Annotated in this window: 16 protein-coding genes; 6 read left to right on the top strand and 10 right to left on the bottom strand. The window is 65.9% G+C overall.

Going from position 1 to position 21,012, the window contains the following annotated elements; genetic code table 11:
• Nucleotides 1-5 precede the first annotated feature (5 nt).
• The 4 genes from ACYVG8_RS12655 to baeS are packed head-to-tail and all read left to right on the top strand — an operon-like array spanning nt 6 to nt 9,056.
• Nucleotides 6-3,095 carry an MdtB/MuxB family multidrug efflux RND transporter permease subunit gene (locus tag ACYVG8_RS12655; protein ID WP_460745943.1) on the top strand — a complete coding sequence of 1,030 codons (3,090 nt, stop codon included), beginning with the start codon at nt 6-8 and terminating at the stop codon, nt 3,093-3,095.
• Nucleotides 3,092-6,190 carry a multidrug efflux RND transporter permease subunit gene (locus tag ACYVG8_RS12650; RefSeq protein WP_460745941.1) on the top strand — a complete coding sequence of 1,033 codons (3,099 nt, stop codon included), beginning with the start codon at nt 3,092-3,094 and terminating at the stop codon, nt 6,188-6,190. The genes ACYVG8_RS12655 and ACYVG8_RS12650 overlap by 4 nt, the downstream gene beginning before the upstream one ends.
• Nucleotides 6,187-7,599 (top strand): efflux transporter outer membrane subunit, encoded by a 1,413-nt coding sequence (locus ACYVG8_RS12645; protein WP_281661304.1) that lies wholly within the window; start codon nt 6,187-6,189, stop codon nt 7,597-7,599. The genes ACYVG8_RS12650 and ACYVG8_RS12645 overlap by 4 nt, the downstream gene beginning before the upstream one ends.
• Nucleotides 7,596-9,056: an envelope stress sensor histidine kinase BaeS gene (gene baeS, locus ACYVG8_RS12640; protein ID WP_028499387.1), complete on the top strand. Its 1,461-nt coding sequence runs from the start codon at nt 7,596-7,598 to the stop codon at nt 9,054-9,056. Before ACYVG8_RS12645 ends, baeS begins: the two co-directional genes overlap by 4 nt.
• Before the next feature lie 194 nt (nt 9,057-9,250).
• Here the strand turns inward: baeS and ACYVG8_RS12635 are convergent, their stop codons facing one another.
• The 10 genes from ACYVG8_RS12635 to ACYVG8_RS12590 form a co-directional block, all read right to left on the bottom strand.
• Nucleotides 9,251-9,964, bottom strand: coding sequence for a response regulator (locus tag ACYVG8_RS12635; protein ID WP_028499389.1), 714 nt, complete (start codon nt 9,962-9,964; stop codon nt 9,251-9,253).
• Between the two features lie 71 nt (nt 9,965-10,035).
• Nucleotides 10,036-10,659: a PAQR family membrane homeostasis protein TrhA gene (gene trhA, locus ACYVG8_RS12630; RefSeq protein WP_028499390.1), complete on the bottom strand. Its 624-nt coding sequence runs from the start codon at nt 10,657-10,659 to the stop codon at nt 10,036-10,038.
• 92 nt (nt 10,660-10,751) lie between these two features.
• Nucleotides 10,752-12,215: an aminoacyl-histidine dipeptidase gene (locus tag ACYVG8_RS12625; RefSeq protein WP_460745939.1), complete on the bottom strand. Its 1,464-nt coding sequence runs from the start codon at nt 12,213-12,215 to the stop codon at nt 10,752-10,754.
• 16 nt (nt 12,216-12,231) lie between these two features.
• Nucleotides 12,232-12,735, bottom strand: a complete 504-nt coding sequence (locus tag ACYVG8_RS12620; RefSeq protein WP_233495258.1) for a disulfide bond formation protein B — start codon at nt 12,733-12,735, stop codon at nt 12,232-12,234.
• Nucleotides 12,736-12,819: 84 nt separating this feature from the next.
• Nucleotides 12,820-14,166, bottom strand: a complete 1,347-nt coding sequence (gene pmbA / locus ACYVG8_RS12615; RefSeq protein WP_028499393.1) for a metalloprotease PmbA — start codon at nt 14,164-14,166, stop codon at nt 12,820-12,822.
• A gap of 113 nt (nt 14,167-14,279) precedes the next feature.
• Nucleotides 14,280-15,176: an ATP-binding cassette domain-containing protein gene (locus ACYVG8_RS12610; protein WP_028499394.1), complete on the bottom strand. Its 897-nt coding sequence runs from the start codon at nt 15,174-15,176 to the stop codon at nt 14,280-14,282.
• Between the two features lie 30 nt (nt 15,177-15,206).
• Nucleotides 15,207-15,821: an alpha/beta hydrolase gene (locus ACYVG8_RS12605; protein WP_036386030.1), complete on the bottom strand. Its 615-nt coding sequence runs from the start codon at nt 15,819-15,821 to the stop codon at nt 15,207-15,209.
• The gene (locus ACYVG8_RS12600) at nt 15,814-16,134 is read right to left on the bottom strand and encodes a (2Fe-2S) ferredoxin domain-containing protein (protein WP_028499395.1); all 321 of its coding nucleotides are present in this window, start codon (nt 16,132-16,134) and stop codon (nt 15,814-15,816) included. The genes ACYVG8_RS12605 and ACYVG8_RS12600 overlap by 8 nt, the downstream gene beginning before the upstream one ends.
• A 17-nt stretch (nt 16,135-16,151) precedes the next feature.
• Nucleotides 16,152-17,573, bottom strand: coding sequence for a replicative DNA helicase (dnaB, locus tag ACYVG8_RS12595; RefSeq protein ID WP_028499396.1), 1,422 nt, complete (start codon nt 17,571-17,573; stop codon nt 16,152-16,154).
• Between the two features lie 98 nt (nt 17,574-17,671).
• Nucleotides 17,672-18,847 carry a BaiN/RdsA family NAD(P)/FAD-dependent oxidoreductase gene (locus ACYVG8_RS12590; protein WP_036386032.1) on the bottom strand — a complete coding sequence of 392 codons (1,176 nt, stop codon included), beginning with the start codon at nt 18,845-18,847 and terminating at the stop codon, nt 17,672-17,674.
• A 166-nt stretch (nt 18,848-19,013) separates the two neighbouring features.
• Here ACYVG8_RS12590 and ACYVG8_RS12585 point away from each other — a divergent pair, with 166 nt between their 5' ends.
• Both ACYVG8_RS12585 and ACYVG8_RS12580 read left to right on the top strand, forming a co-directional pair.
• Nucleotides 19,014-19,604 carry a superoxide dismutase gene (locus tag ACYVG8_RS12585; RefSeq protein ID WP_107890006.1) on the top strand — a complete coding sequence of 197 codons (591 nt, stop codon included), beginning with the start codon at nt 19,014-19,016 and terminating at the stop codon, nt 19,602-19,604.
• Between the two features lie 303 nt (nt 19,605-19,907).
• A complete protein-coding gene (locus ACYVG8_RS12580; RefSeq protein WP_112692672.1) occupies nt 19,908-20,900 on the top strand; it encodes an RHS repeat-associated core domain-containing protein in 993 nt (330 codons plus the stop codon).
• Nucleotides 20,901-21,012 lie beyond the last annotated feature (112 nt).

Here is a 21,012-nt window from a genome sequence, read left to right as displayed (position 1 = left end):
CCGGCATGAACCCGTCCCGCCCGTTTATCCTGCGCCCGGTCGCGACCACGCTGCTGATGGTGGCACTGCTGCTGGCCGGTCTGGTCGGCTACCGCGCCCTGTCGATCTCCGCGCTGCCGGAAGTCGACTACCCGACCATCCAGGTGGTCACGCTGTATCCGGGCGCCAGCCCCGACGTGACGACGTCGTCGATCACCGCGCCACTGGAGCGGCAGTTCGGCCAGATGTCCGGCCTCAAGCAGATGTCGTCGCAAAGCTCCGGCGGTGCGTCGGTCATCACCCTGCAGTTCAACCTCGACCTCAGCCTCGACGTGGCCGAGCAGGAAGTGCAGGCAGCCATCAATGCCGCCAACAGCCTGCTGCCAGGCGATCTGCCGAATCCGCCGATCTACAGCAAGGTCAACCCGGCCGATCCGCCGGTACTGACCCTGGCCGTCACTTCGCAGACCCTGCCGATGACCCGGGTCCAGGATCTGGTCGACACCCGGGTCGCGCAGAAGCTGTCGCAGGTATCCGGCGTCGGCCTGGTCACCCTGTCCGGCGGCCAGCGGCCGGCGGTGCGGGTCAACCTGAATCCGCGCGCGCTGGCGGCCTACGGCCTCGACAGCGAGGCCGTGCGGACCGCCATTTCCGGCGCCAACGTCAATTCGGCCAAGGGCAGCTTCGACGGCCCGACCCGCGCGACCACGCTGTCGGCCAATGACCAGCTGACATCGCCGGACGACTACCTGAAGCTGATCATCGCCTACAAGAACGGCGCGCCGGTCCGGCTGGCCGATGTCGCCACCATTGCCGAGGGCGCGGAGAACAACAAGCTGTCGGCCTGGGCCGACCATGATCCGGCCATCATCCTCAATGTCCAGCGTCAGCCCGGGGCGAATGTCATCAAGACGGTGGACCGCATCCGCGAGATCCTGCCGACCCTGCAGGCTTCGCTGCCGGGGGCGGTCGAAGTCAGGATCCTGACCGACCGCACCTCGACCATCCGCGCCTCGGTCAGGGACGTGCAGTTCGAGCTGATGCTCGCCGTGGCACTGGTGGTGATGGTGATTTTCCTGTTCCTGCGCAATCTGTCGGCCACGGTGATTCCCAGTGTCGCCGTGCCGCTGTCGCTGGTCGGCACTTTCGGTGTCATGTACCTGGCCGGCTTCTCGATGAACAACCTGACGCTGATGGCACTGACCATCGCCACCGGTTTCGTGGTCGACGACGCCATCGTGGTGATCGAGAACATCACCCGTTATCTGGAAGAAGGCGACACGCCGCTGCAGGCGGCGCTGAAGGGGGCCGGCGAAATCGGCTTCACCATCATTTCACTGACCTTCTCGCTGGTCGCCGTACTGATCCCGCTGCTGTTCATGGGCGATGTGGTCGGCCGGCTGTTCCGCGAATTTGCCGTCACCCTGGCGGTCGCCATCCTGATTTCCGGCGTGATCTCGCTGACGCTGACGCCGATGATGTGCGCCAGGCTGCTGCGCCACGTGCCGCCGGAGCGGCAAAGCCGCTTTTCCCGCGCCAGCGAGCGCTTTTTCGACCGCGTCATTGCCCGCTACGGCCGCTACCTGAACTGGGTGCTCGAACACCAGCGGCTGACGCTGTCGGTGGCGGTCGGCACGCTCGCCCTGACGCTGCTGCTGTTCTGGCTGATCCCGAAGGGCTTTTTCCCGCAGCAGGACAACGGCGTGATCCAGGGCATCACCGAGGCGCCGCAGACGGTGTCGTTCGCGGTCATGGCCGAGCGCCAGCAGCAGGTGGCGGCACGTCTGCTGCAGGACCCGGACGTGGAAAGCCTGTCGTCGTTTATCGGCATCGACGGCAGCAATGCGTCGCTGAACAGCGGCCGCCTGCAGATCAATCTCAAGCCGCTCGACCAGCGCGCCGAGCGGGCGCCCGCCATCATCAACCGGCTGCAGCAGCAGGTAGCCGACATTCCCGGCATCAAGCTGTACATGCAGCCGATCCAGGACCTGACCATCGAGGACAGCATCAGTCGTACCCAGTACCAGTTCACCCTGCAGGCCGGCACCCAGGAAGAACTGGGCAAGTGGATACCGGCCCTGGTCGAGCGGCTGAAAACCGTGCCGGCACTGGCCGACGTGACCAGCGACCTGCAGGACCAGGGGCTGGTGGCCCAGGTCGACATCGACCGCGACGCCGCCAGCCGGCTCGGCATTACCGTCGCCCAGATCGACAACGCACTGTACGACGCCTTCGGCCAGCGGATGGTCTCGACCATCTTCACCCAGGCCAACCAGTATCGGGTAGTGCTCGGCGTCGAGCCACGCCATTCAGCCGGTCCGCAGGCGCTGGAGGGCATCTACCTGACCGGCAGCAACGGCAGCACGGTGCCGCTGACCGCCGTGGCCCGCGTCAGCGAACGCAGCGGTTCGCTGGTGCTGAACCATCTGGCGCAGTTCCCGTCGGCAACGGTGTCGTTCAACCTGGCGTCCGGCGTATCGCTCGGCGATGCGGTGCAGGCCATTCGCGCCGCCGAGCGCGGTATCGGCATGCCGGCGGACATCATCACCAGCTTCCAGGGCGCGGCGCTGGCGTTCGAGGCCTCGCTGAACAGCACCCTGTGGCTGATCGTTGCCGCCATCGTGGCGATGTATATCGTGCTCGGCGTGCTGTACGAAAGCTATATCCACCCGATCACCATCCTGTCCACCCTGCCCACCGCCGGCGTCGGCGCACTGCTGTCGCTGATGCTGGCCGGGCAGGATCTCAGCGTGATCGCCATCATCGGCATCATCCTGCTGATCGGCATCGTCAAGAAGAACGCGATCATGATGATCGACTTCGCCCTGGCAGCCGAACGTGAACGCGGGCTGCCGCCGCGCGAGGCCATCTACCAGGCCTGCCTGCTGCGCTTCCGCCCGATCCTGATGACCACCATGGCCGCCCTGCTCAGTGCCCTGCCGATGATGTTCAGTACCGGGATCGGCGCCGAGCTGCGCCGCCCGCTCGGCGTGGCCATGGTCGGCGGGCTGGTGCTCAGCCAGGTACTGACGCTGTTCACCACCCCGGTGATCTATCTGGCCTTCGACCGGCTGGCGCAGCGCCTGCGCCGCCGTGATCCGGACAGCGCAGCATGAGCGGCGGACCGTCCGATCTGTTCATCCACCGCCCGGTCGCGACCTGGCTGCTGACGATCGCCATTCTGTTCGCCGGCGCACTGGGCTTCCTGTTCCTGCCGGTGGCGCCGCTGCCGCAGGTCGACTACCCGACCATCTCGGTCTCGGCATCGATGTCCGGCGCCAACTCGGAAACCATGGCATCGAGCGTGACCACGCCGCTGGAGCGCGCGCTGGGCCGCATTGCCGGGGTCACGGAAATGACCTCGCGCAGCTCGCTCGGCTCGTCGCGGATCACGCTGCAGTTCGAGCTGGACCGTGATATCGACGGCGCCGCGCGCGATGTACAGGCAGCCATCAATGCCGCGCGCAGCCTGCTGCCATCCGGCCTGCCGAACAACCCGACCTATCGCAAGGCGAACCCGTCCGACTCGCCGATCCTGATCCTGTCGATGACCTCGGACACGCTGAGCCGCGGCAAGATGTACGACATCGCCTCGACGATTCTGGCCCAGCGCATTCTGCAGATCGAGGGCGTCGGCGACGTCAATGTCGGCGGCAGTTCGCTGCCGGCGGTGCGGGTCGAGGTCAATCCGGATGCGCTGGCCAACCAGAACCTGTCGCTGACCGCGATCGGCAAGACCCTGTCCGCCGCCAACCAGCGCCGGCCGAAGGGCGCACTGGAGAAGGACGACCGCCGCTGGCAGATCGAGGCCAACGACGAGGCGAAAACCGCCGCCGACTACGCGCCGCTGATCATCAGTTACAAGAACGGCGCCGCCGTGCGGCTCAGCGATGTGGCCACGGTCCGGGACGGCGAGCAGGACCGGCGCAATGCCGGCTACGCCAACGGCAAGGAATCGGTGATCCTGATCGTCACTCGTGCGCCGAACGCCAATATCATCGCCACCGTCGACCGCATCAAGGCCGAACTGCCGATGCTGAAACGCCTGCTGCCGGGCGCGGTCGAGCTGAACATCAACCTCGATCGCTCGCCGAGCATCCGCGCGTCGCTGACCGAGGTCGAGCGCTCGCTGATGATCGCCGTCGGCCTGGTGATCCTGGTGGTCTACCTGTTCCTGAAGAACGGCCGCGCGACGCTGGTGCCGTGCGTGGCGGTACCGGTCTCGCTGATCGGCACCTTCGCCGCCATGTACCTGTGCGGCTTCAGCCTGAACAATCTGTCGCTGATGGCGCTGACCATCGCCACCGGCTTCGTGGTCGACGACGCCATCGTGGTGATGGAGAACATCTCGCGCCATGTCGAGGCCGGCATGAAGCCGCTGCAGGCCGCCATGCAGGGCTCGCGCGAGGTCGGCTTCACCGTGCTGTCGATGAGCATTTCCCTGATCGCGGTCTTTATCCCGCTGCTGTTCATGGGCGATATCGTCGGCCGGCTGTTCCGCGAATTCGCCGTCACCCTGTCGGTGTCAATCCTGATCTCGCTGCTGGTATCGCTGACCACCACGCCGATGCTGTGCGCCCGGCTGCTGAAACCGGGCATGGAGGCAGAGAAAGGCAGCTGGCCGGTCCGCCGCTTCGGCATCCTGCTCAAGCGCATGCAGCGCGGTTACGGGCGGTCGCTGACCTGGGCGCTGGACCACGCCCGGCTGATGATCGCGCTGCTCGGCATTGCCATCGCCCTGAACGTCTATCTGTACGTGGCCATTCCGAAGGGTTTCTTCCCCGAGCAGGACAATGGCCAGATCGGCGGCTTTATCCGCGCCGACCAGAGCATTTCGTTCCAGGCGATGCGCGACAAGCTGGTGCGCTTCATGACCATCGTCCGTGCCGATCCGGCGGTGCAGAACATTTCCGCCTCGACCAGTGGCTCCAACAGCGGCCAGATGTTTATTGCCCTGAAACCGAAGGACCAGCGACCGCCGGCGGAGAAAGTCATCGCCCGGCTGCGCAAGCAGCTGTCGCAGGAGCCCGGCGCGCAACTGATGATGATGCCGATGCAGGATATCCGCGTCGGTGGCCGCCAGAGCAACTCGACCTACCAGTACACGCTGCAGTCGGACGACCTGGCCGCGCTGCGTCTGTGGGAGCCGAAGATCCGCGAGGCGTTCTCGAACGACCCGGGCCTGCTCGATGTCGATTCCGACCAGCAGGACAAGGGCGTCGAGACCTTCCTGACCTATGACCGCGATACGCTGTCCCGGCTCGGTCTGACCGTGGCCGACGTCAACAGCACGCTGTATGCGGCCTTTGGCCAGAGCCAGGTATCGACCATCTACCAGCCGCTGAACCAGTACAAGGTGGTGGTCGAGGTGCAGCCGCAATATACCCAGAGCCCGGAGACACTGAAAAAGCTGTTCGTGGTCAGCAGCGCCGGCACTTCCGTGCCGCTGTCGGCATTCGCCACCTGGCAGCCGACCAATGCGCCGCTGCAGGTCAATCACCAGGGCCAGTTCGCCGCAGCCACGCTGTCGTTCAATCTGCCTGACGGCAAGTCACTGTCCGACGCGACCGAAATCATCGATCGCATCATGGCCGAACTTGGCGTGCCGTCCTCCGTCCACGGCAGTTTCCAGGGCACGGCCAAGGCCTTCCAGGACAATCTGCGCAACCAGTTGTTCCTGATACTGGCCGCACTGGTCACGGTCTATCTGGTGCTCGGCATCCTGTACGAAAGCTATATCCATCCGCTGACCATCCTGTCCACGCTGCCGTCGGCCGGCCTTGGCGCATTGCTGGCACTGATGCTGTTCAAGAGCGAATTCAGCCTGATCGCCCTGATCGGCGTGCTGCTGCTGATCGGCATCGTCAAGAAGAACGCGATCATGATGATCGACTTCGCCCTGGTGGCCGAGCGCCGCGACGGCATGAGCCCGCGCCAGGCGATCCACGCCGCCTGCCTGCTGCGCTTCCGGCCGATCCTGATGACCACACTGGCGGCCATTCTCGGCGCTGTGCCGCTGGCAATCGGCGGCGGCGACGGCGCCGAACTGCGCCGCCCGCTCGGCATCACCATCGTCGGCGGCCTGCTGATGAGCCAGTTGCTGACGCTGTACACCACCCCGGTGGTTTACCTTTACCTCGATCGTTTCCGTGCCTGGTGCCAACGCCAGTGGCGCGGCGAATCCGATACGCAAGCAGGAGAACCGAGTTGAAATTGCGTGCCCTGATGCCTTCACTGCTGTGCCTGCCGCTGCTGGCGGCCTGCGCCGTCGGCCCGGACTATGTACGGCCCGACATGCCGCTGCCGGCGCACTACAAGGAAGCGGCCCCGGGCTGGAAAATCGCTGCGCCGGCAGACCACGCGCCGCGTGGCGCGTGGTGGACCGTCTACGCCGACCCGGAACTCGACCGGCTGGTGGCGGCGCTGAATGCGAACAACCAGACGCTGCAGGTCGCCCTGGCCAATTACCGCCAGGCGCGTGCCGCCGCGCAGGAAGCCCGGGCCGGCTTCTTCCCGACCGTCGGCGCAACGGCCAGCACCAGCCGCAAGCAGACCGGCGGCAATCAGGCCGTCACCAATGGTCATGTATTCTCGCTTGATGCAAGCTGGGAGCCGGATCTGTGGGGTCAGGTCCGGCGTACGGTCGAGGCCAGCGATGCCAGCACCCAGGCCAGTGCCGCCAGTCTGGCCGCTGCGCAGTTGTCCGCCCAGGCCGAGCTGGTGCAGGATTATCTGCAGTTGCGCGTGACCGAGCGTCAGCGTCAGCTCAGCGCCGACACCATCGCCGCCTACCGCCAGTCGCTGACCCTGACCCGCAACCAGTTCGACGCCGGCCTGGTCACCCGCGCCGATGTCGCCCAGGCCTTGGCGCAACTGAAAACGGTCGAGGCCCAGGCCATCGACTACGACCTCAGCCGCCGCCAGCTCGAACACGCCATCGCCATTCTGGTCGGCAAGGCGCCGGCCGATTTCGACCTGCCTGCCACCGCCACCCTGCCCGCACTGCCGGCGACGCCGGCCGAACTGCCGTCCAGCCTGCTCGAACGCCGGCCCGACATCGCCGCCGCCGAACGCGCGGTGGCAGCAGCCAACGCCACCATCGGCGTCCGGCAGTCGGCGTATTTCCCGGCGCTGACCCTGTCGGCCTCGGGCGGTTTCAGCGCGGCCGGCTTTGCCAGCTGGTTCAACACCCCGGCCCGGGTCTGGTCGCTCGGCGCCGGACTGGCGGAAACGCTGTTCGATGCCGGCGCGCGCTCGGCCCGGGTCGAGCAGGCGCGCGCCGCCTACGACGCCAGCGCGGCGCAATACCGGCAGACGGTACTGTCCGGGCTGCAGGAGGTCGAAGACAACCTGGCCGCGCTGACCCTGCTGGCCGAGGAAGCCCTCCGCCAGCAGGAAGCCGTCGCCGCGGCCCGCGAGGCCGAGCGGCTGGCGCTGAACGAATACCGCGCCGGCACGGCCGACTTCACCACCGTGGCCACCGCCCAGGCCAGCCGTCGCCAGAGCGAGATTACCGCGCTGCAACTGGAAGGCCGGCGCTATTCGGCCAGCGTGCTGCTGATCAAGGCACTGGGCGGTGGCTGGAACGGCGACCTTGCCCCGGAGGCGACCACGCCATGAACCTGCTCAGGCCGCCGGGCGTCACCGGCAAGCTGTTCCTCGCCATTCTCGCCGCCTGCCTGCTGCTGGCGCTCGGCATCGGCATGGCGTTCCGGATCAGCTTCCAGAACGGCTTTCTCGACTATGTGCGCAAGAGCAACGAGACCCGGGTCGAGATCGTCGCCGATGCCATGGCGCGGCTGTATGCACAACACGGCGACTGGACCTTCGTCCATGAGGACCCGGACAACTGGCTGCGACTGATCCGTACCCTGACCCCCCCGGCCGACCGCGACAGCGAGCTGGACGGCAATGGCCACCGCCATCGCCGCATGGAGCACCGTGGTGGTGGTGGCGGGCCACCTCCGCCGCCACTGCCCGGGCTGCGCACGCGGCTGTGGCTGCTCGACCAGCAGCGCCAGGTGATCGGCGGCCGTGGCGAACCGCCGCAGGAAGACACGTTCTCGCGTCCGATCGAAGTCGGCGGCCGCACGGTCGGCTGGGTACTGAGCACGTCGCCGGCGCGATTGACGCGCATGGCCGACCTGCACTTCCTCGACCAGCAGTTGCGCAGCAGCTGGATCATTGTCGGCCTGTCGGTGCTGCTGGCCGCCGGCGCGGCGCTGTGGCTGGCACGCGGCTTTCTGGCGCCGCTGAAGCGGCTGACCGGCGCCACCCACCAGCTCGCGGCCGGGCATTTCAGCGCCCGGGTGCCGATCACCCGCAGCGACGAGTTCGGCCGGCTGGGCCAGGATTTCAACCAGCTGGCACATACGCTGGAAAAAAACGAGAACATGCGCCGCCAGTTCATGGCCGATGTCTCGCACGAGCTGCGCACGCCGCTGTCGGTCCTGCGCGGCGAACTGGAGGCACTGGAAGACGGTGTTCGCGCGCTGACGCCGGACTCCCTGCGCTCGCTGCAGGTCGAGGTCGCGACGCTGACCAAGCTGGTCGATGACCTGTACCAGCTGTCGCTGTCCGATGTCGGTGCCCTGAGCTACCGCAAGGCCGAGGTCGATCTGGCCGAGCTGCTGCTGCTGTCGCTCGGTGCGTTCCGTGAGCGGCTGGCCGGCAAGTCGCTGACCGTGTCGCTGTCACCGTGCGACGCGGGCCGCTGCCGGGTGTTCGGCGACGCCGACCGCCTGAACCAGCTGTTCAACAATCTGCTGGAAAACAGCGTGCGCTACACCGATGCCGGCGGGCGACTGGACATTGCCTGCCATGCCGACGGCGACCGGGTCCGCATCGATATCCAGGACTCCGCGCCTGGCGTGCCGCAGGCGTCGCTGGCGGGCCTGTTCGATCGTTTCAGCCGGATGGAGAGTTCGCGCAACCGTGCCAGCGGCGGATCGGGACTCGGCCTGGCGATCTGCCAGAACATCGTCGAAGCCCATGGCGGCACGCTGACCGCCCGCCAGTCGCCGCTGGGCGGGCTGTGGATGGAGATCAGCCTGCCGAGGCTGCGCGGCAGCGTCTGACCGGCGGCCCCGGGCGCCACGGGCGGGCGATGGCCGCTTGTCAGAGCGGTCTGGCTACGTGCAGGCAGGCTTTATAGAACGAAGGAAACCGGGCCCGCCCCGACACCCACCCGAGGCCCCCTGCTCGGCATGGTGTCCTCTTCGCTGCCGGGCCCTGCCCGTTTCTTCGGCACAACGCTTGGCAGGCTGGTCCGTTACGGCCGTCCGTCCGAGGTCTGGACGACGAGCTTGTAGCCGACCCCGTATACCGAGCGGATCGCCTCGCAGTCGGAACAGACGTGCTCCAGCTTGCGGCGCAGGTTCTTGATATGGCTGTCGACGGTTCGATCCGTCACCACACGGTAGTCGTCATACAACTGGTCGAGCAGCTGATCGCGGGAGAACACCCGCCCCGGGGCCGATGCCAGCGTCTTCAGCAAGCGGAATTCGGCCTGGGTCAGATCCAGCAGCTGACTCTGGAAGCGGGCTTCGCAGCGGACTTCGTCGATGACCAGCGCCGGCTCGGCCGGCAGTGCGTCACCACGTCGTACCCGGCGCAGGATCGCCTTGACCCGGGCAATCACTTCGCGCGGGCTGAATGGCTTGCAGATATAGTCGTCGGCACCGATATCGAGCCCGAGCAGGCGATCGACTTCCTCAACCCGGGCCGTAACCATGACGATCGGCACACTGGAGAAAGCGCGCAGCTCACGGCAGATCGACAGGCCGTCGAGTCCGGGCAGCATGATGTCGAGCAGAATCAGCGCCGGCTCGGCCTCGCGCACGCGCGGCACTACCGCCTCACCATCGGCAATCCATTCAGTCTGGTAGCCGGCCACACGCAGGTAGTCGACGAGCAGCTGGCCCAGTTTGGGCTCGTCCTCGACCACCATGACCGTCAATGCGTCGCTGGCTGTGGTTTCGTTCATCCGTGCCTTCCGTAATGCATGGGGCGTCATTTTGCCATGGGCTCGCCCGCCCCATCCATGGGGAAACCGGCTCAGATCACATACTGGAAGACACTGACGAACATGCACAGGCTGCCGCCAAGCACGAACAGGTGCCAGATGCCATGGCCGTGGGGAATCCGTTCGTCGTTGATGAACCAGTACACGCCGACGCTGTAGGTCACGCCACCGGCGACCAGCCATGCCAGACCCGGGGTTGCCAGTTGCTGCATCAGCGGCTTGACGGCAATCAGCACCAGCCAGCCCATGACCAGATAGATGACCAGCGACAGCCAGCGCGTCGGGCTCTTGCGGCCGATGGTGACCTCCTGGGCAATGCCGAACACGGCCAGCCCCCAGACCAGCCCGAACAGCGTCCAGCCCCACGGACCCTGCAGGGTCACCAGCGCAAACGGGGTGTAGCTGCCGGCGATCAGCAGATAGATCGCGCAATGGTCAAATTTCTGCAGCACGCTCTTGGCCCGGCCGCGCACGCTGTGATACAGCGTGGAAATCGCGTACAGCAGCACCAGTGCGGCGCCGAACAGGCTGGCGCCGACGATCCGGTAGGCGTCGCCGCTGTCCGCCGCGCGCACCACCATCACCACCAGTGCCACGACACTGGCCACGGCGCCGATCAGGTGACTGATGGCGTTGAAACGTTCGCCACGATACATGCTTGCCTTCTTGTTCATTGCGCGGCCCGGTTGCCGCATGGGGGAAATGGTCACAAAACCGTTGCCGGCACGCAAGCGCCGGCAACGACTGCTTACATGTGACGTACCGGGGTCGCGGCCAGCAGCGCCGCCAGCAACTGCCAGAACATCGCCACGCTGGCGATGTCCACCCGCTCGTCCGGCGAGTGCGCACCCCGCACGTTCGGCCCGAACGACAGCATGTCCAGTCCCGGGTACTTGCCGGCCAGGATGCCGCACTCAAGGCCGGCATGAATGACCTTGACCGCCGCCTCGCCGCCGAAATGGCGGCGGTACACGTCAAGGCCCAGCGCCAGCAGCGGCGAATCCGGGTTCGGCGTCCAGCCCGGGTAGCGCCCTTCGGTCGCGGTGCGGCAGCCTCCCAGCCGGCCGACGGCAACGATCTCGCCGACACGGGCGGCAAGCCCGCTGTCCAGCAGCGAACGCACCAGCAGCACGGCCGAGAAACCGTCTTCCCCGGCGCGGACCACGCCGATATTGTTCGAGGTCTCGACCACGCCCGGCACCCGCTGGCTCCAGCGCGCCACGCCATGCGGCAAGGCGTTGACCAGATCCATCACCGCCGCCGAGGCCGTCGTGTCGAGCATGCGTGCCGCCTGCGCCTCGCGCAGCACCAGCGTCACGCCGTCATCCACCCCGGCCAGCTCGTCGCGCAGCAGCGCCTGCCACTGGTCCAGTGTTGCTGCCACTGCCGCACGCTGCGCGGCCGGCACGGCGATCACGGCAAAGGCCTCGCGCGGCAGCGCATTGCGCAGCGTGCCGCCTTCCAGCGACACCAGCTGGGCGTCATGTTCGGCGGCCAGTGCCGCCAGTACCCGGCCCAGCAGTCTGGTGGCATTGCCGCGTTCCAGGTGAATGTCGACGCCGGAGTGACCGCCACGCAGCCCGGTCAGTTCGATCCGCAGTGCCTCGCGGTCCGCCGGCAGCGCTTCGCTGTCGAGCGAGCGTTCCAGCAGCACATCGATACCGCCGGCGCAGCCAACATAGAACTCGCCCCAGTCCTCGGTATCGAGGTTCAGCAACAGGCGCCCGGTCAGCAGGTCGGTGCCCAGTCCCTGGGCACCGGTCATGCCGGCTTCTTCATCCAGGGTGAACAGCGCCTCGATCGCCGGATGCGGCAGATCGTCGCTTTCCAGCACTGCCAGCGCAGCGGCAACACCGATGCCGTTGTCGGCCCCCAGCGTGGTGCCCTCGGCGCGGACCCAGCCATCGTCACCGATCAGCGGGCGGATCGGGTCGCGCAGGAAGTCATGCTCGGTACCGGCATTTTTCTGCGTCACCATGTCAAGATGGCCCTGCAGCACGACGGTTTCCCGGTCGGCCATGCCCGGTGTCGCCGGCTTGCAGATCAGCAGATTGCCGACTGCATCCAGCCGGGTGGCCAGGCCCCGTGCCTCGGCCCAGGCGCGCAGATGGTCACGCAGCGCCGTCTCGTGCTTCGACGGCCGCGGAAAATCGCACAGCGTCTGGAAATGGGCCCATAGCGGGCGGGGCTCCAGCTCGTTCAACACCCTCATGACAACAACTCCCGAATCAACGGCGCCGGGCCAGCAGCCACAGCGAAAATACGATCACGCCAATAAAGAACACCAGCGACCACATCGGCATCGACAGTCCCAGCAGGGTCCAGTCGATGGCCGCGCACTCGCCGCTGCCATGGAACACCTTGGCCAGCATCCGGCTCAGCGGCATGGTTTCCAGCATGTAGTCGAGGCCCGGGCCGCAGGCCGGTACCTGGTCGGCCGGCAGCAGTTGCAGACGGGTCTGCCAGCCGGCGACGCCGGCGCCACCCAGCGCGGCCAGCGTGACCAGCCCGCCGAACAGGCCGCGACTGACGCCGCCCTGCGGATTGACGATGGCCGCCAGCAGCGCCAGCAGGCCGGTCAGGATGATGGCCACGCGCTGGAACACGCACAGCGGGCATGGCTGCAGGCCCATCACATACTGCGCATACAGCGCAAAGGCCATGCCACCGGCGCAGGCGAGGAAAATCAGGAAATAGCCGCCCCGGCGGGACGGCAGCAAGTTCGACAGCACGTTGGATGACTCCGGAATTCAGGATGGACCGTTCAAATTATCACATACTGATTTATGGCAAATGAACGGTCCGTTAACGACCCGTTACTCGCCGGCGATGGTCATGCGCTCGATCAGGATCGAGCCGGTCTGCTTGCCGCCGCGCACTTCGACGTCGGTGCCGATGGCCAGGATCTGCCGGTACATGTCGCGCAGATTGCCGGCAATGGTGATTTCCTCGACCGGATAGGCGATCTCGCCGTTCTCGATCCAGAAACCGGCCGCACCACGCGAATAGTCACCGGTCAGCGTATTGACGCCGTGACCGAGCAGCTCGGTCACCAGCAGTCCGCGGTTCATCATGCGCAGCAACTGCCCGAAACTCTCGCCGGTCGGGCGCACGATCAGGTTGTGGTTGCCGCCGGCATGGCCGGTCGACACCAGTCCCAGCTTGCGTGCCGAATAGCTGGACAGGAAATAGCCGGTCAGCACGCCCTTGTCGACCAGCGTGCGGGCGCGGGTCGCCACGCCCTCGTTGTCGAAGGCGCCGGAGGCCAGCCCGCGCGGCAGGAACGGGTCCTCGTCGATCCGCACCCGGTCGGAGAACACCTGGGTACCGGCGGAATCAACCAGGAAGCTGGCCTTGCGGTACAGCGCGCCGCCACTGGTGGCGCCGACCAGATGACTGATCAGGCCGGCGGCCATGCCCGGATCGAACAGGACCGGAAACTGGCCGGTAGCCACCTGGCGACCACCGAGACGGCGCACGGTGCGCTCGCCGGCAATGCGGCCGACGTCACGCGCGGCCTGCAGGTCGTCGGCATGACGGGCGGTGCTGTACCAGTAGTCACGCTGCATGGCATCGTCGGCTTCGGCAATCACCGCGGCCGACAGCGAATGCCGGCTGGACGCATAGCCACTGGAGAAGCCGTTCGAGTTGGCGTAGATGAAGTTCGACACGTGGCTGGACACGCTGCCGCCTTCGGAGTTGCTGATGCGCGGGTCGACGGCGCGCGCGGCATCCTCGACCTCGGTGGCCAGCGCGATCGCCTGGTCCACATCCAGCGCCCATGGGTGGTAGAGGTCCAGATCGATACTGTCGTGGGCAAGCAGCGCCGGGTCGGCGAGGCCGGCGGCCGGATCACTGGCGGTATGGCGGGCAATGGCCAGGGCGGCCTCCACCGTCTGCCGCAGGGCGTCGTCGCTGAAGTCCGAGCTGGATGCCTGGCCCTTGCGCTGGCCGACATAGACGGTGACGCCGATGCCCTTGTCGCGGTTGTACTCGATGGTTTCGACCTCGCCCAGGCGAACGGTCACATTCTGGCCGGTTCCCTCGCTGACTTCGGTCTCGGCGCTGGTCGCGCCCAGTACGCGCGCGTGCTCAAGCACCCGTGCGGCAAGCTGGGTCAGCTGGTCGTGGCTGTAACTGAATTGGTTGTCGGGTTGACTCATGGCGGCAGGGCTATCCGGTTGACTGGCGCCAGTCACTGGCGCGAATGGGTGCCAGTCTAGCACGCGGGTCGCGGCGGGCCGACCATGGCAAAACGGAAGCGGCGCGGCAAAGTCTAGTCGCGCAGTTCGCGGCCGGTCAGGCGCAGGAACACATCTTCCAGATTGGCCGGGCGCAGCAGGTATCGAAACGTCAGCCCCTCAAGCACAGTCACTAGCGGCTTGAGCTGCTCGCCATAGAAAAACGCCGTTTCGCCGCTGATCTCCATCCGGTACGGCGGCGCAGCCTGGCGGGCCCAGTCAGTCGCCCCGTCGCCGTAGACTTCGACCACCTCGGGCTCGATGTACTGCCGGATCAGCGCCTGCGGCGTGCCCTGCCCGATCAGCCGGCCATGGTCGATCACCGCCAGCCGGTGGGACAGGCGCTCGGCCTCGTCCATGAAGTGCGTGGTCAGCACCAGCGTCTTGCCAGCCTGGGTCAGGCTGCGCAGTCGCTCCCAGATCAGGTGGCGCGCCTGCGGATCGAGACCGGTGGTCGGCTCGTCGAGAAACAGGATGTCGGGATCGTTGACCAGTGCCCGCGCCAGCGTCAGCCGTCGCTTCATGCCGCCGGACAACTCGCCGACCCGGGCGTGCTCCTTGCCGGTCAGACCGCCGAATTCCAGCAGTTCCGGTACCCGGCGCCGCAATGCGCGCACGTCCAGCCCGAAATAGCGGCCGAACACGACCAGGTTTTCCGCCACGGTGAAATCGGGGTCGAGGTTGTCGAACTGCGGCACCACACCGACCCGCATCCTGGCCTCACGGCCCTGTGCCGGCACCGGCAGCCCGTTGAGACGGATGCTGCCACCGCTGGGGTCGAGCAGGCCCAGCGCCATGCGCAGCGTGGTGGTCTTGCCGGCCCCGTTCGGGCCGAGCAGGCCGAAGCACTCGCCACGGACCACATGCAGGCTGACATCATTGACTGCCGTGACATCGCCAAAGGTTTTGTGCAGATGCGTCAGTTCGAGCATGGACTCCGTCCGGAAAGCGTTAGCGCAGCATCAGCCGACGTGGCGGGCAATCAACCGGCCGAGCGGCACCAGCCTGCCATGGAAAAAATGACCGGCGCCGGGAAAGACCACCACCGGCAGCGCCTGCGGTCGCGCCCAGTCCAGCACCGCGCCGAGCGGGATGACCTCGTCCGCCTCGCCATGCACCACCAGCGTGTCGACCGGCACTTCGGCCGGAATCGGCGTCTCGTACTTGCCGACCGCCGGCCCCATCAGGATCAGGTGTTCGCTGTCGATGCGCTGGCGCGCATGCGCGGCGACAAAGCCACCGAACGAGAAGCCGGCCAGCACCAGTGGCAGCGGACCATGGTCCGCCCTGGCCTGCGCGACCACGGCCAGGACATCGTCGACCTCACCGTGACCATGGTCGTGCTCGCCATCGCTGCCGCCGACACCGCGCAGGTTCGGGCAATAGGCGACATAGCCGCGACTGGCCAGCGCCTTGGCGCAGGTCTGCACCACCTTGTTGGTATTGGTGCCGCCCTGCAGCGGGTTCGGGTGACAGATCACGGCCACGCCGCGCGGCACGTCCTGCGGCGCGACGATCAGGGTATCCAGGCCGCCGGCCGGGCCGGCGATGCGCTGCATCGGGGGGGGATTAAGCATGATCGGGCAGTTTCAGTCGTTCGACCACGCGGCCGTTGACGATATGTTCGGAAATGATTTCATCGATGTCCTCGCGGTCGATGAAGGTATACCAGGTCTCTTCCGGGTAAATCACCAGCACCGGGCCGAGATCGCAGCGGTCGAGGCAGCCGGCCTTCTGCACCCGCACCTTGCCCTCGCCCTTGAGGCCCAGTTCGCGAATGCGGTCCTTCGCGTAGTCGAGCAGTTCGCTGGCACCATGATTGTTGCAACAGTCACGACCCGCTTCACGCTGGTTGGTGCAGAAAAACACATGATGGGAATAGAAACTCATCGCTGGTCCTTTGAGGCTTATTCGTCAGGTGCGGCCCAGCCGCCCTGGCCGAGCGCGGCATTCTCGAAGCGGGAGAACTGGCCGATAAACGCCAGTTTGACCACGCCGGTCGGCCCGTTACGGTGCTTGCCGATAATGACCTCGGCCGTGCCCTTGTCCGGCGAGTCGGGATTGTAGTACTCGTCGCGGTACATGAAGATGATCAGGTCGGCATCCTGCTCGATAGCGCCGGACTCACGCAGGTCGGACATCATCGGCCGCTTGTTCGGCCGTTGTTCCACCGAACGGTTCAGCTGCGACAGGGCAATCACCGGCACGCTCAGTTCGCGCGCCAGACTCTTCAGCGAACGCGAGATCTCCGAAATTTCGGCGGTCCGGTTCTGTTCGCGCCCGCCCGACGAGCCACTCATCAGCTGCATGTAGTCGATGACGATCAGGCCGAGCTTGCCGCCGTACTGCCGCGCCAGCCGCCGGGCGCGGGCGCGCAGTTCCAGCGCGGTCAGGCCCGGGGTTTCGTCGATATGCACCTTGGTCTCGGCCAGCACGCCGAGCGCGTGGCTGAATTTTTGCCAGTCTTCGTCGTCGAAGCGGCCGGTCCGCAGCTTGTGCTGGTCCAGCCGGCCGACCGAACCGATCATCCGTGTCGCCAGCTGCGCTGCCGGCATTTCCATCGAGAACACCGCCACCGGCAAATTGGTCGCAATGGCGACGTTCTCCGCCAGGTTCATCGAAAACGCGGTCTTGCCCATCGACGGCCGGCCGGCCACGATAATCAGGTCGCCCGGCTGCAGGCCGGACGTTTTCTCGTCAAGATCGAGGAAGCCGGTCGGCAGGCCGGTAACTTCATCCGGGTTCTCCCGGCTGTACAGCATGTCGATCTTTTCCGTGACCTCGGACAGGATCTCCGGCATCGCCTGGAAGCCCTGCTCATTCTTGGCCGTGCTCTCGGCAATGCGGAACACCTTGCCCTCGGCCTCGTCCAGCAGTTGCGCGGCATCGCGCCCCATCGGCCGGAAGGCGGACTCGACGATCTCGGTGCCGACCGTCACCAGCTGGCGCATGACCGAACGTTCGCGGACGATCTCGCCGTAACGGCGGATATTGGCGGCCGACGGCGTGTTCTGCGCCAGCGTGGCCAGATAGGACAGGCCGCCGATATCGGTCAGCTCGCCTGTGCTTTCCAGCCGTTCGGACACGGTAATGACGTCGGCGGGCCGACCGGTGTCGATCAGTTTGGACACCGCGCGCCAGATCAGCCGGTGGTCGTGGCGATAGAAATCGCCCTCGCCGACCAGGTCGGCGATTTTTTCCCAGGCCGTATTGTCGAGCAGCAGGCCGCCCAGTACCGACTGCTCGGCCTCGACCGAGTGTGGCGGCACACGCAGGTCGGACAGGGAATCGGCATCGGACGGAGGAGGAAGATCAGCGTAATCGGACATGTATCATTTCAATCGCGCCGCCCGGAGGCGGCAAAAGCAGGTCCGGAATTGTAGTGCCAAGCGGCTGCGCGCGTCGCGGCTATTGCGCGACCCGTCGCTCAGCAATGCTGGCCGGCCACCCAGCCGCTGGACCACGCCCACTGGAAGTTGTAACCGCCGAGCCAGCCGGTCACGTCGACCAGTTCACCAACGAAGAACAGCCCGGGCACCTCGCGGGCCATCATCGTTTTCGAGCTCAGGTCGCGGGTATCGATACCGCCGCGGGTAACTTCCGCCTTGCGGTAGCCCTGGGTGCCGTTCGGTCGCAGGACAAAGCCGCGAATGGCCTCGAACAGGCGCGCCACGCTGCGTTCATCGAGGCTGCGCAGCGGCCGGTTGTCACCGAACAGCTCGACAAAGGCCTGAGCGAAGCGCCGGGGCCAGAAGCCCGCCAGCCAGTTGCCGAGCAGCTTGTCGCTGTGGCGATCTTCGGCCAGCCGCGCCTCCAGGTCCACCCCCGGGCACAGATCGAGCGTCAGGCTCTCGCCGGGTCGCCAGTAACTGGACACCTGCAGCATGGCCGGCCCGCTGGCGCCCTTGTGCGTCAGCAAGGCTGCCTCGCGGAATGCCGGCCCGCGCTCGGCACAGGCCTCGACCTCGATGGCGATGCCGGCCAGCTCGCCGAACACGGCCACATCGCCAGGCTGGAAGGTCAGCGGCACCAGCGCCGGCGCCAGCGGCGTCACCCGCAGTCCGAACTGCTCGGCCAGCCGGTAGCCGAAAGGCGTGGCGCCGATCTGCGGAATCGACAGCCCTCCGGTCGCCACCACCACACTGTCAGCCTCGAAAACGCCGGCATCGGTCGTCACCCGGAAGCGCGACGGCTTGTCGACCGCCTGCACCGTCACCCCCATGCGTCGCTCGACGCCGCCCAGCTCACATTCATGCAGCAACAGGTCTATGATCGACTGACTGCTGTCGTCGCAGAACAACTGGCCAAGCGTCTTCTCGTGACAGGCAATGCCGTACCGCTCGACCAGCTTGATGAAATCATGCTGGGTGTACTGGGCCAGCGCCGAGCGGCAGAAATGCGGGTTATCGGACAGATAGCACTCCGGCCGCACGTTCACGTTGGTGAAGTTGCACCGGCCGCCGCCGGAGATGCGGATTTTTTCCGCCAGTCTGACCGCGTGGTCGAGCAGCAGCACGCGGCGACCGCGCTGTCCGGCCTGGGCCGCACACATCAGGCCGGCCGCACCGGCACCAAGGACGATTACATCAAAATTCAACGACATGTCTCATTTCTCGCCGCGCGCCGTGCGCGTGCAACGGTTGGGAAGTATTCCTGACTAAATTTGTCAACATTGGCCTGACGTCTTTATTCCTATAAACTTGATATCAGTCATATCATCACCACATACGGGTATACACCTACCCGTCAATGACTCAAGGAGTTATCGCATGGAACACAAGCTGCCGGCACTGCCTTACGCCCTCGACGCCCTCGCCCCGTACCTGTCCCGGGAAACCCTGGAATACCACTACGGCAAGCATCACCAGACTTACGTCACCAACCTGAACAACCTGATCAAGGGTACCGAGTTCGAAAACGCCTCCCTGGAAGAGATCGTCAAGAAATCGTCCGGTGGCGTGTTCAACAATGCGGCCCAGATCTGGAACCATACCTTCTACTGGCTCGGTTTCGCACCGAATGCCGCCGGGGAAGAGCGTCAGCCGTCCGGCGCGCTGGCCGAAGCGATCAATGCCAAATGGGGCAGCTTCGACGAGTTCAGGAAAGCTTTCAACACCGTGGCTGCCGGCACCTTCGGCTCCGGCTGGGCCTGGCTGGTCAAGGGCTCCGACGGCAGGCTGGACCTGGTGTCGACCAGCAATGCTGCCACCCCGCTGTCCACCGACAAGCAGGCACTGCTGACCTGTGACGTTTGGGAGCACGCGTACTACATCGATTACCGCAACAGCCGCCCGAACTACCTGGAAAGCTTCTGGAAGCTGGTCGACTGGGACGTCGTCGCCAAGCGCCACGCCGCCTGAACAACGGGCCGCGCAGTATAACCGCAGCCGGCACAGTCCGGCCGCCGGTAACGACAAAGCGCCAGCAGTGATGCTGGCGCTTTGTCATGCCCGACCCGCCCTGCTCATGCCCTCAGCAGGGGCGCGCCATTCCTGTAACGCATCAGGCGGCCCAGCGTGCTGCAGCGGATACAGGCAAAGCGCCCGGCGGCCTGTCAGCTCCATTCGTCCGAAAGGGAAGTCCGGACAGCACAAATCACCTATAGCTGGCTTTGGAAGCAAGGCACCGGCCGTCCATGGTGCCGGTCATCAGAGGAGCCCGCCATGCCCAGCAAAACCTCTCCCCGCCCGACGCCCCCCCGCGCTGTCCCGGCGACCCGCATCCAGCCACAAATCGGCATGCATGGCGAACTGGTCGACTGGATCAATTCACGCAGCCAGCTGTATCACCTCGGCAATGGTGCCCGCAGCTATGACCCGATGCTGCAGTGTTTTCTGCGCATGGACCCGTTCAGCCCGTTCTCGGGCGGTGGCATCAATCCCTACGCCTTCTGTGGCGGCGATCCGGTCAACCGGACCGATCACTCCGGCTATATGAGCGCATCCGCGGCTACCGGTCTGGGACTGGGCATTGTGGGCATTATTCTCGGCATTGCGACGCTGGGACTGGCCATGATGCTGGCCACCCTCACGGGCGCCATTCTGGGTATCACGTCAGCACTGCTTGGACTGGCGTCAAATGCCACCGGCATTGCTGCAGCCATCATTGGCGACCACGATCCGAAGCTGGCCAGTACCCTGGGCTGGATATCGCTGGGGCTGGGTATCGCCTCGGCCGCAACCGGGCTGTTCGGGCCGGCGCTGGCAAGCTATGGCAAAGCCACCGGCCGCATTCTGGCGGGAAAAATGTCAAAGCGTGCAGCCGTGGGTTATATCCGGAGGGTTGATTCAGACGTATCTCTCGACTACATGCTGATGCCGGAATTTCATGATGGGGCACTGGTCATGACTCACGGAGAACCTGGCCTGATGCAGAACTTCGGCGGTCGCTTCGTCTCTCCGCTCCGTTGGGCAGACGACCTGTCCTCGCTGCCTTCCTATGCCGAATCGCGCCGGGGGCCCCTGTACCTGCTGGCTTGCAGCTCCGCGACCCCGAATGGTAACGGAGTCTCCAACGTCCGCCTGATCACCAGCAGCCTTGCACGGGAAGTCCGTACTTTCAATGCGCCTGTAGTTTACGTTTCCACCCCCTTCGAGCGGGCGGTGGTTGCCCGCGGTCTTGGCTGGGGCAAGCTGACCCGTTTCCCACCGATGTGAACCGCCCATGAAAGCCGCCCCCCGGGCATGGCACGGGGGGCGGCTTTGCGCATTCAGTCGCACCAATGAAAGAAGCCCTCGTACAGGGTACGAGGGCTTCAGTATAGGACCT

Source organism: Microvirgula curvata (genome assembly GCF_054781615.1).
The sequence above is the reverse complement of the archived record's forward strand: the minus strand, read 5'-3'. Positions and strand labels throughout refer to the sequence as shown.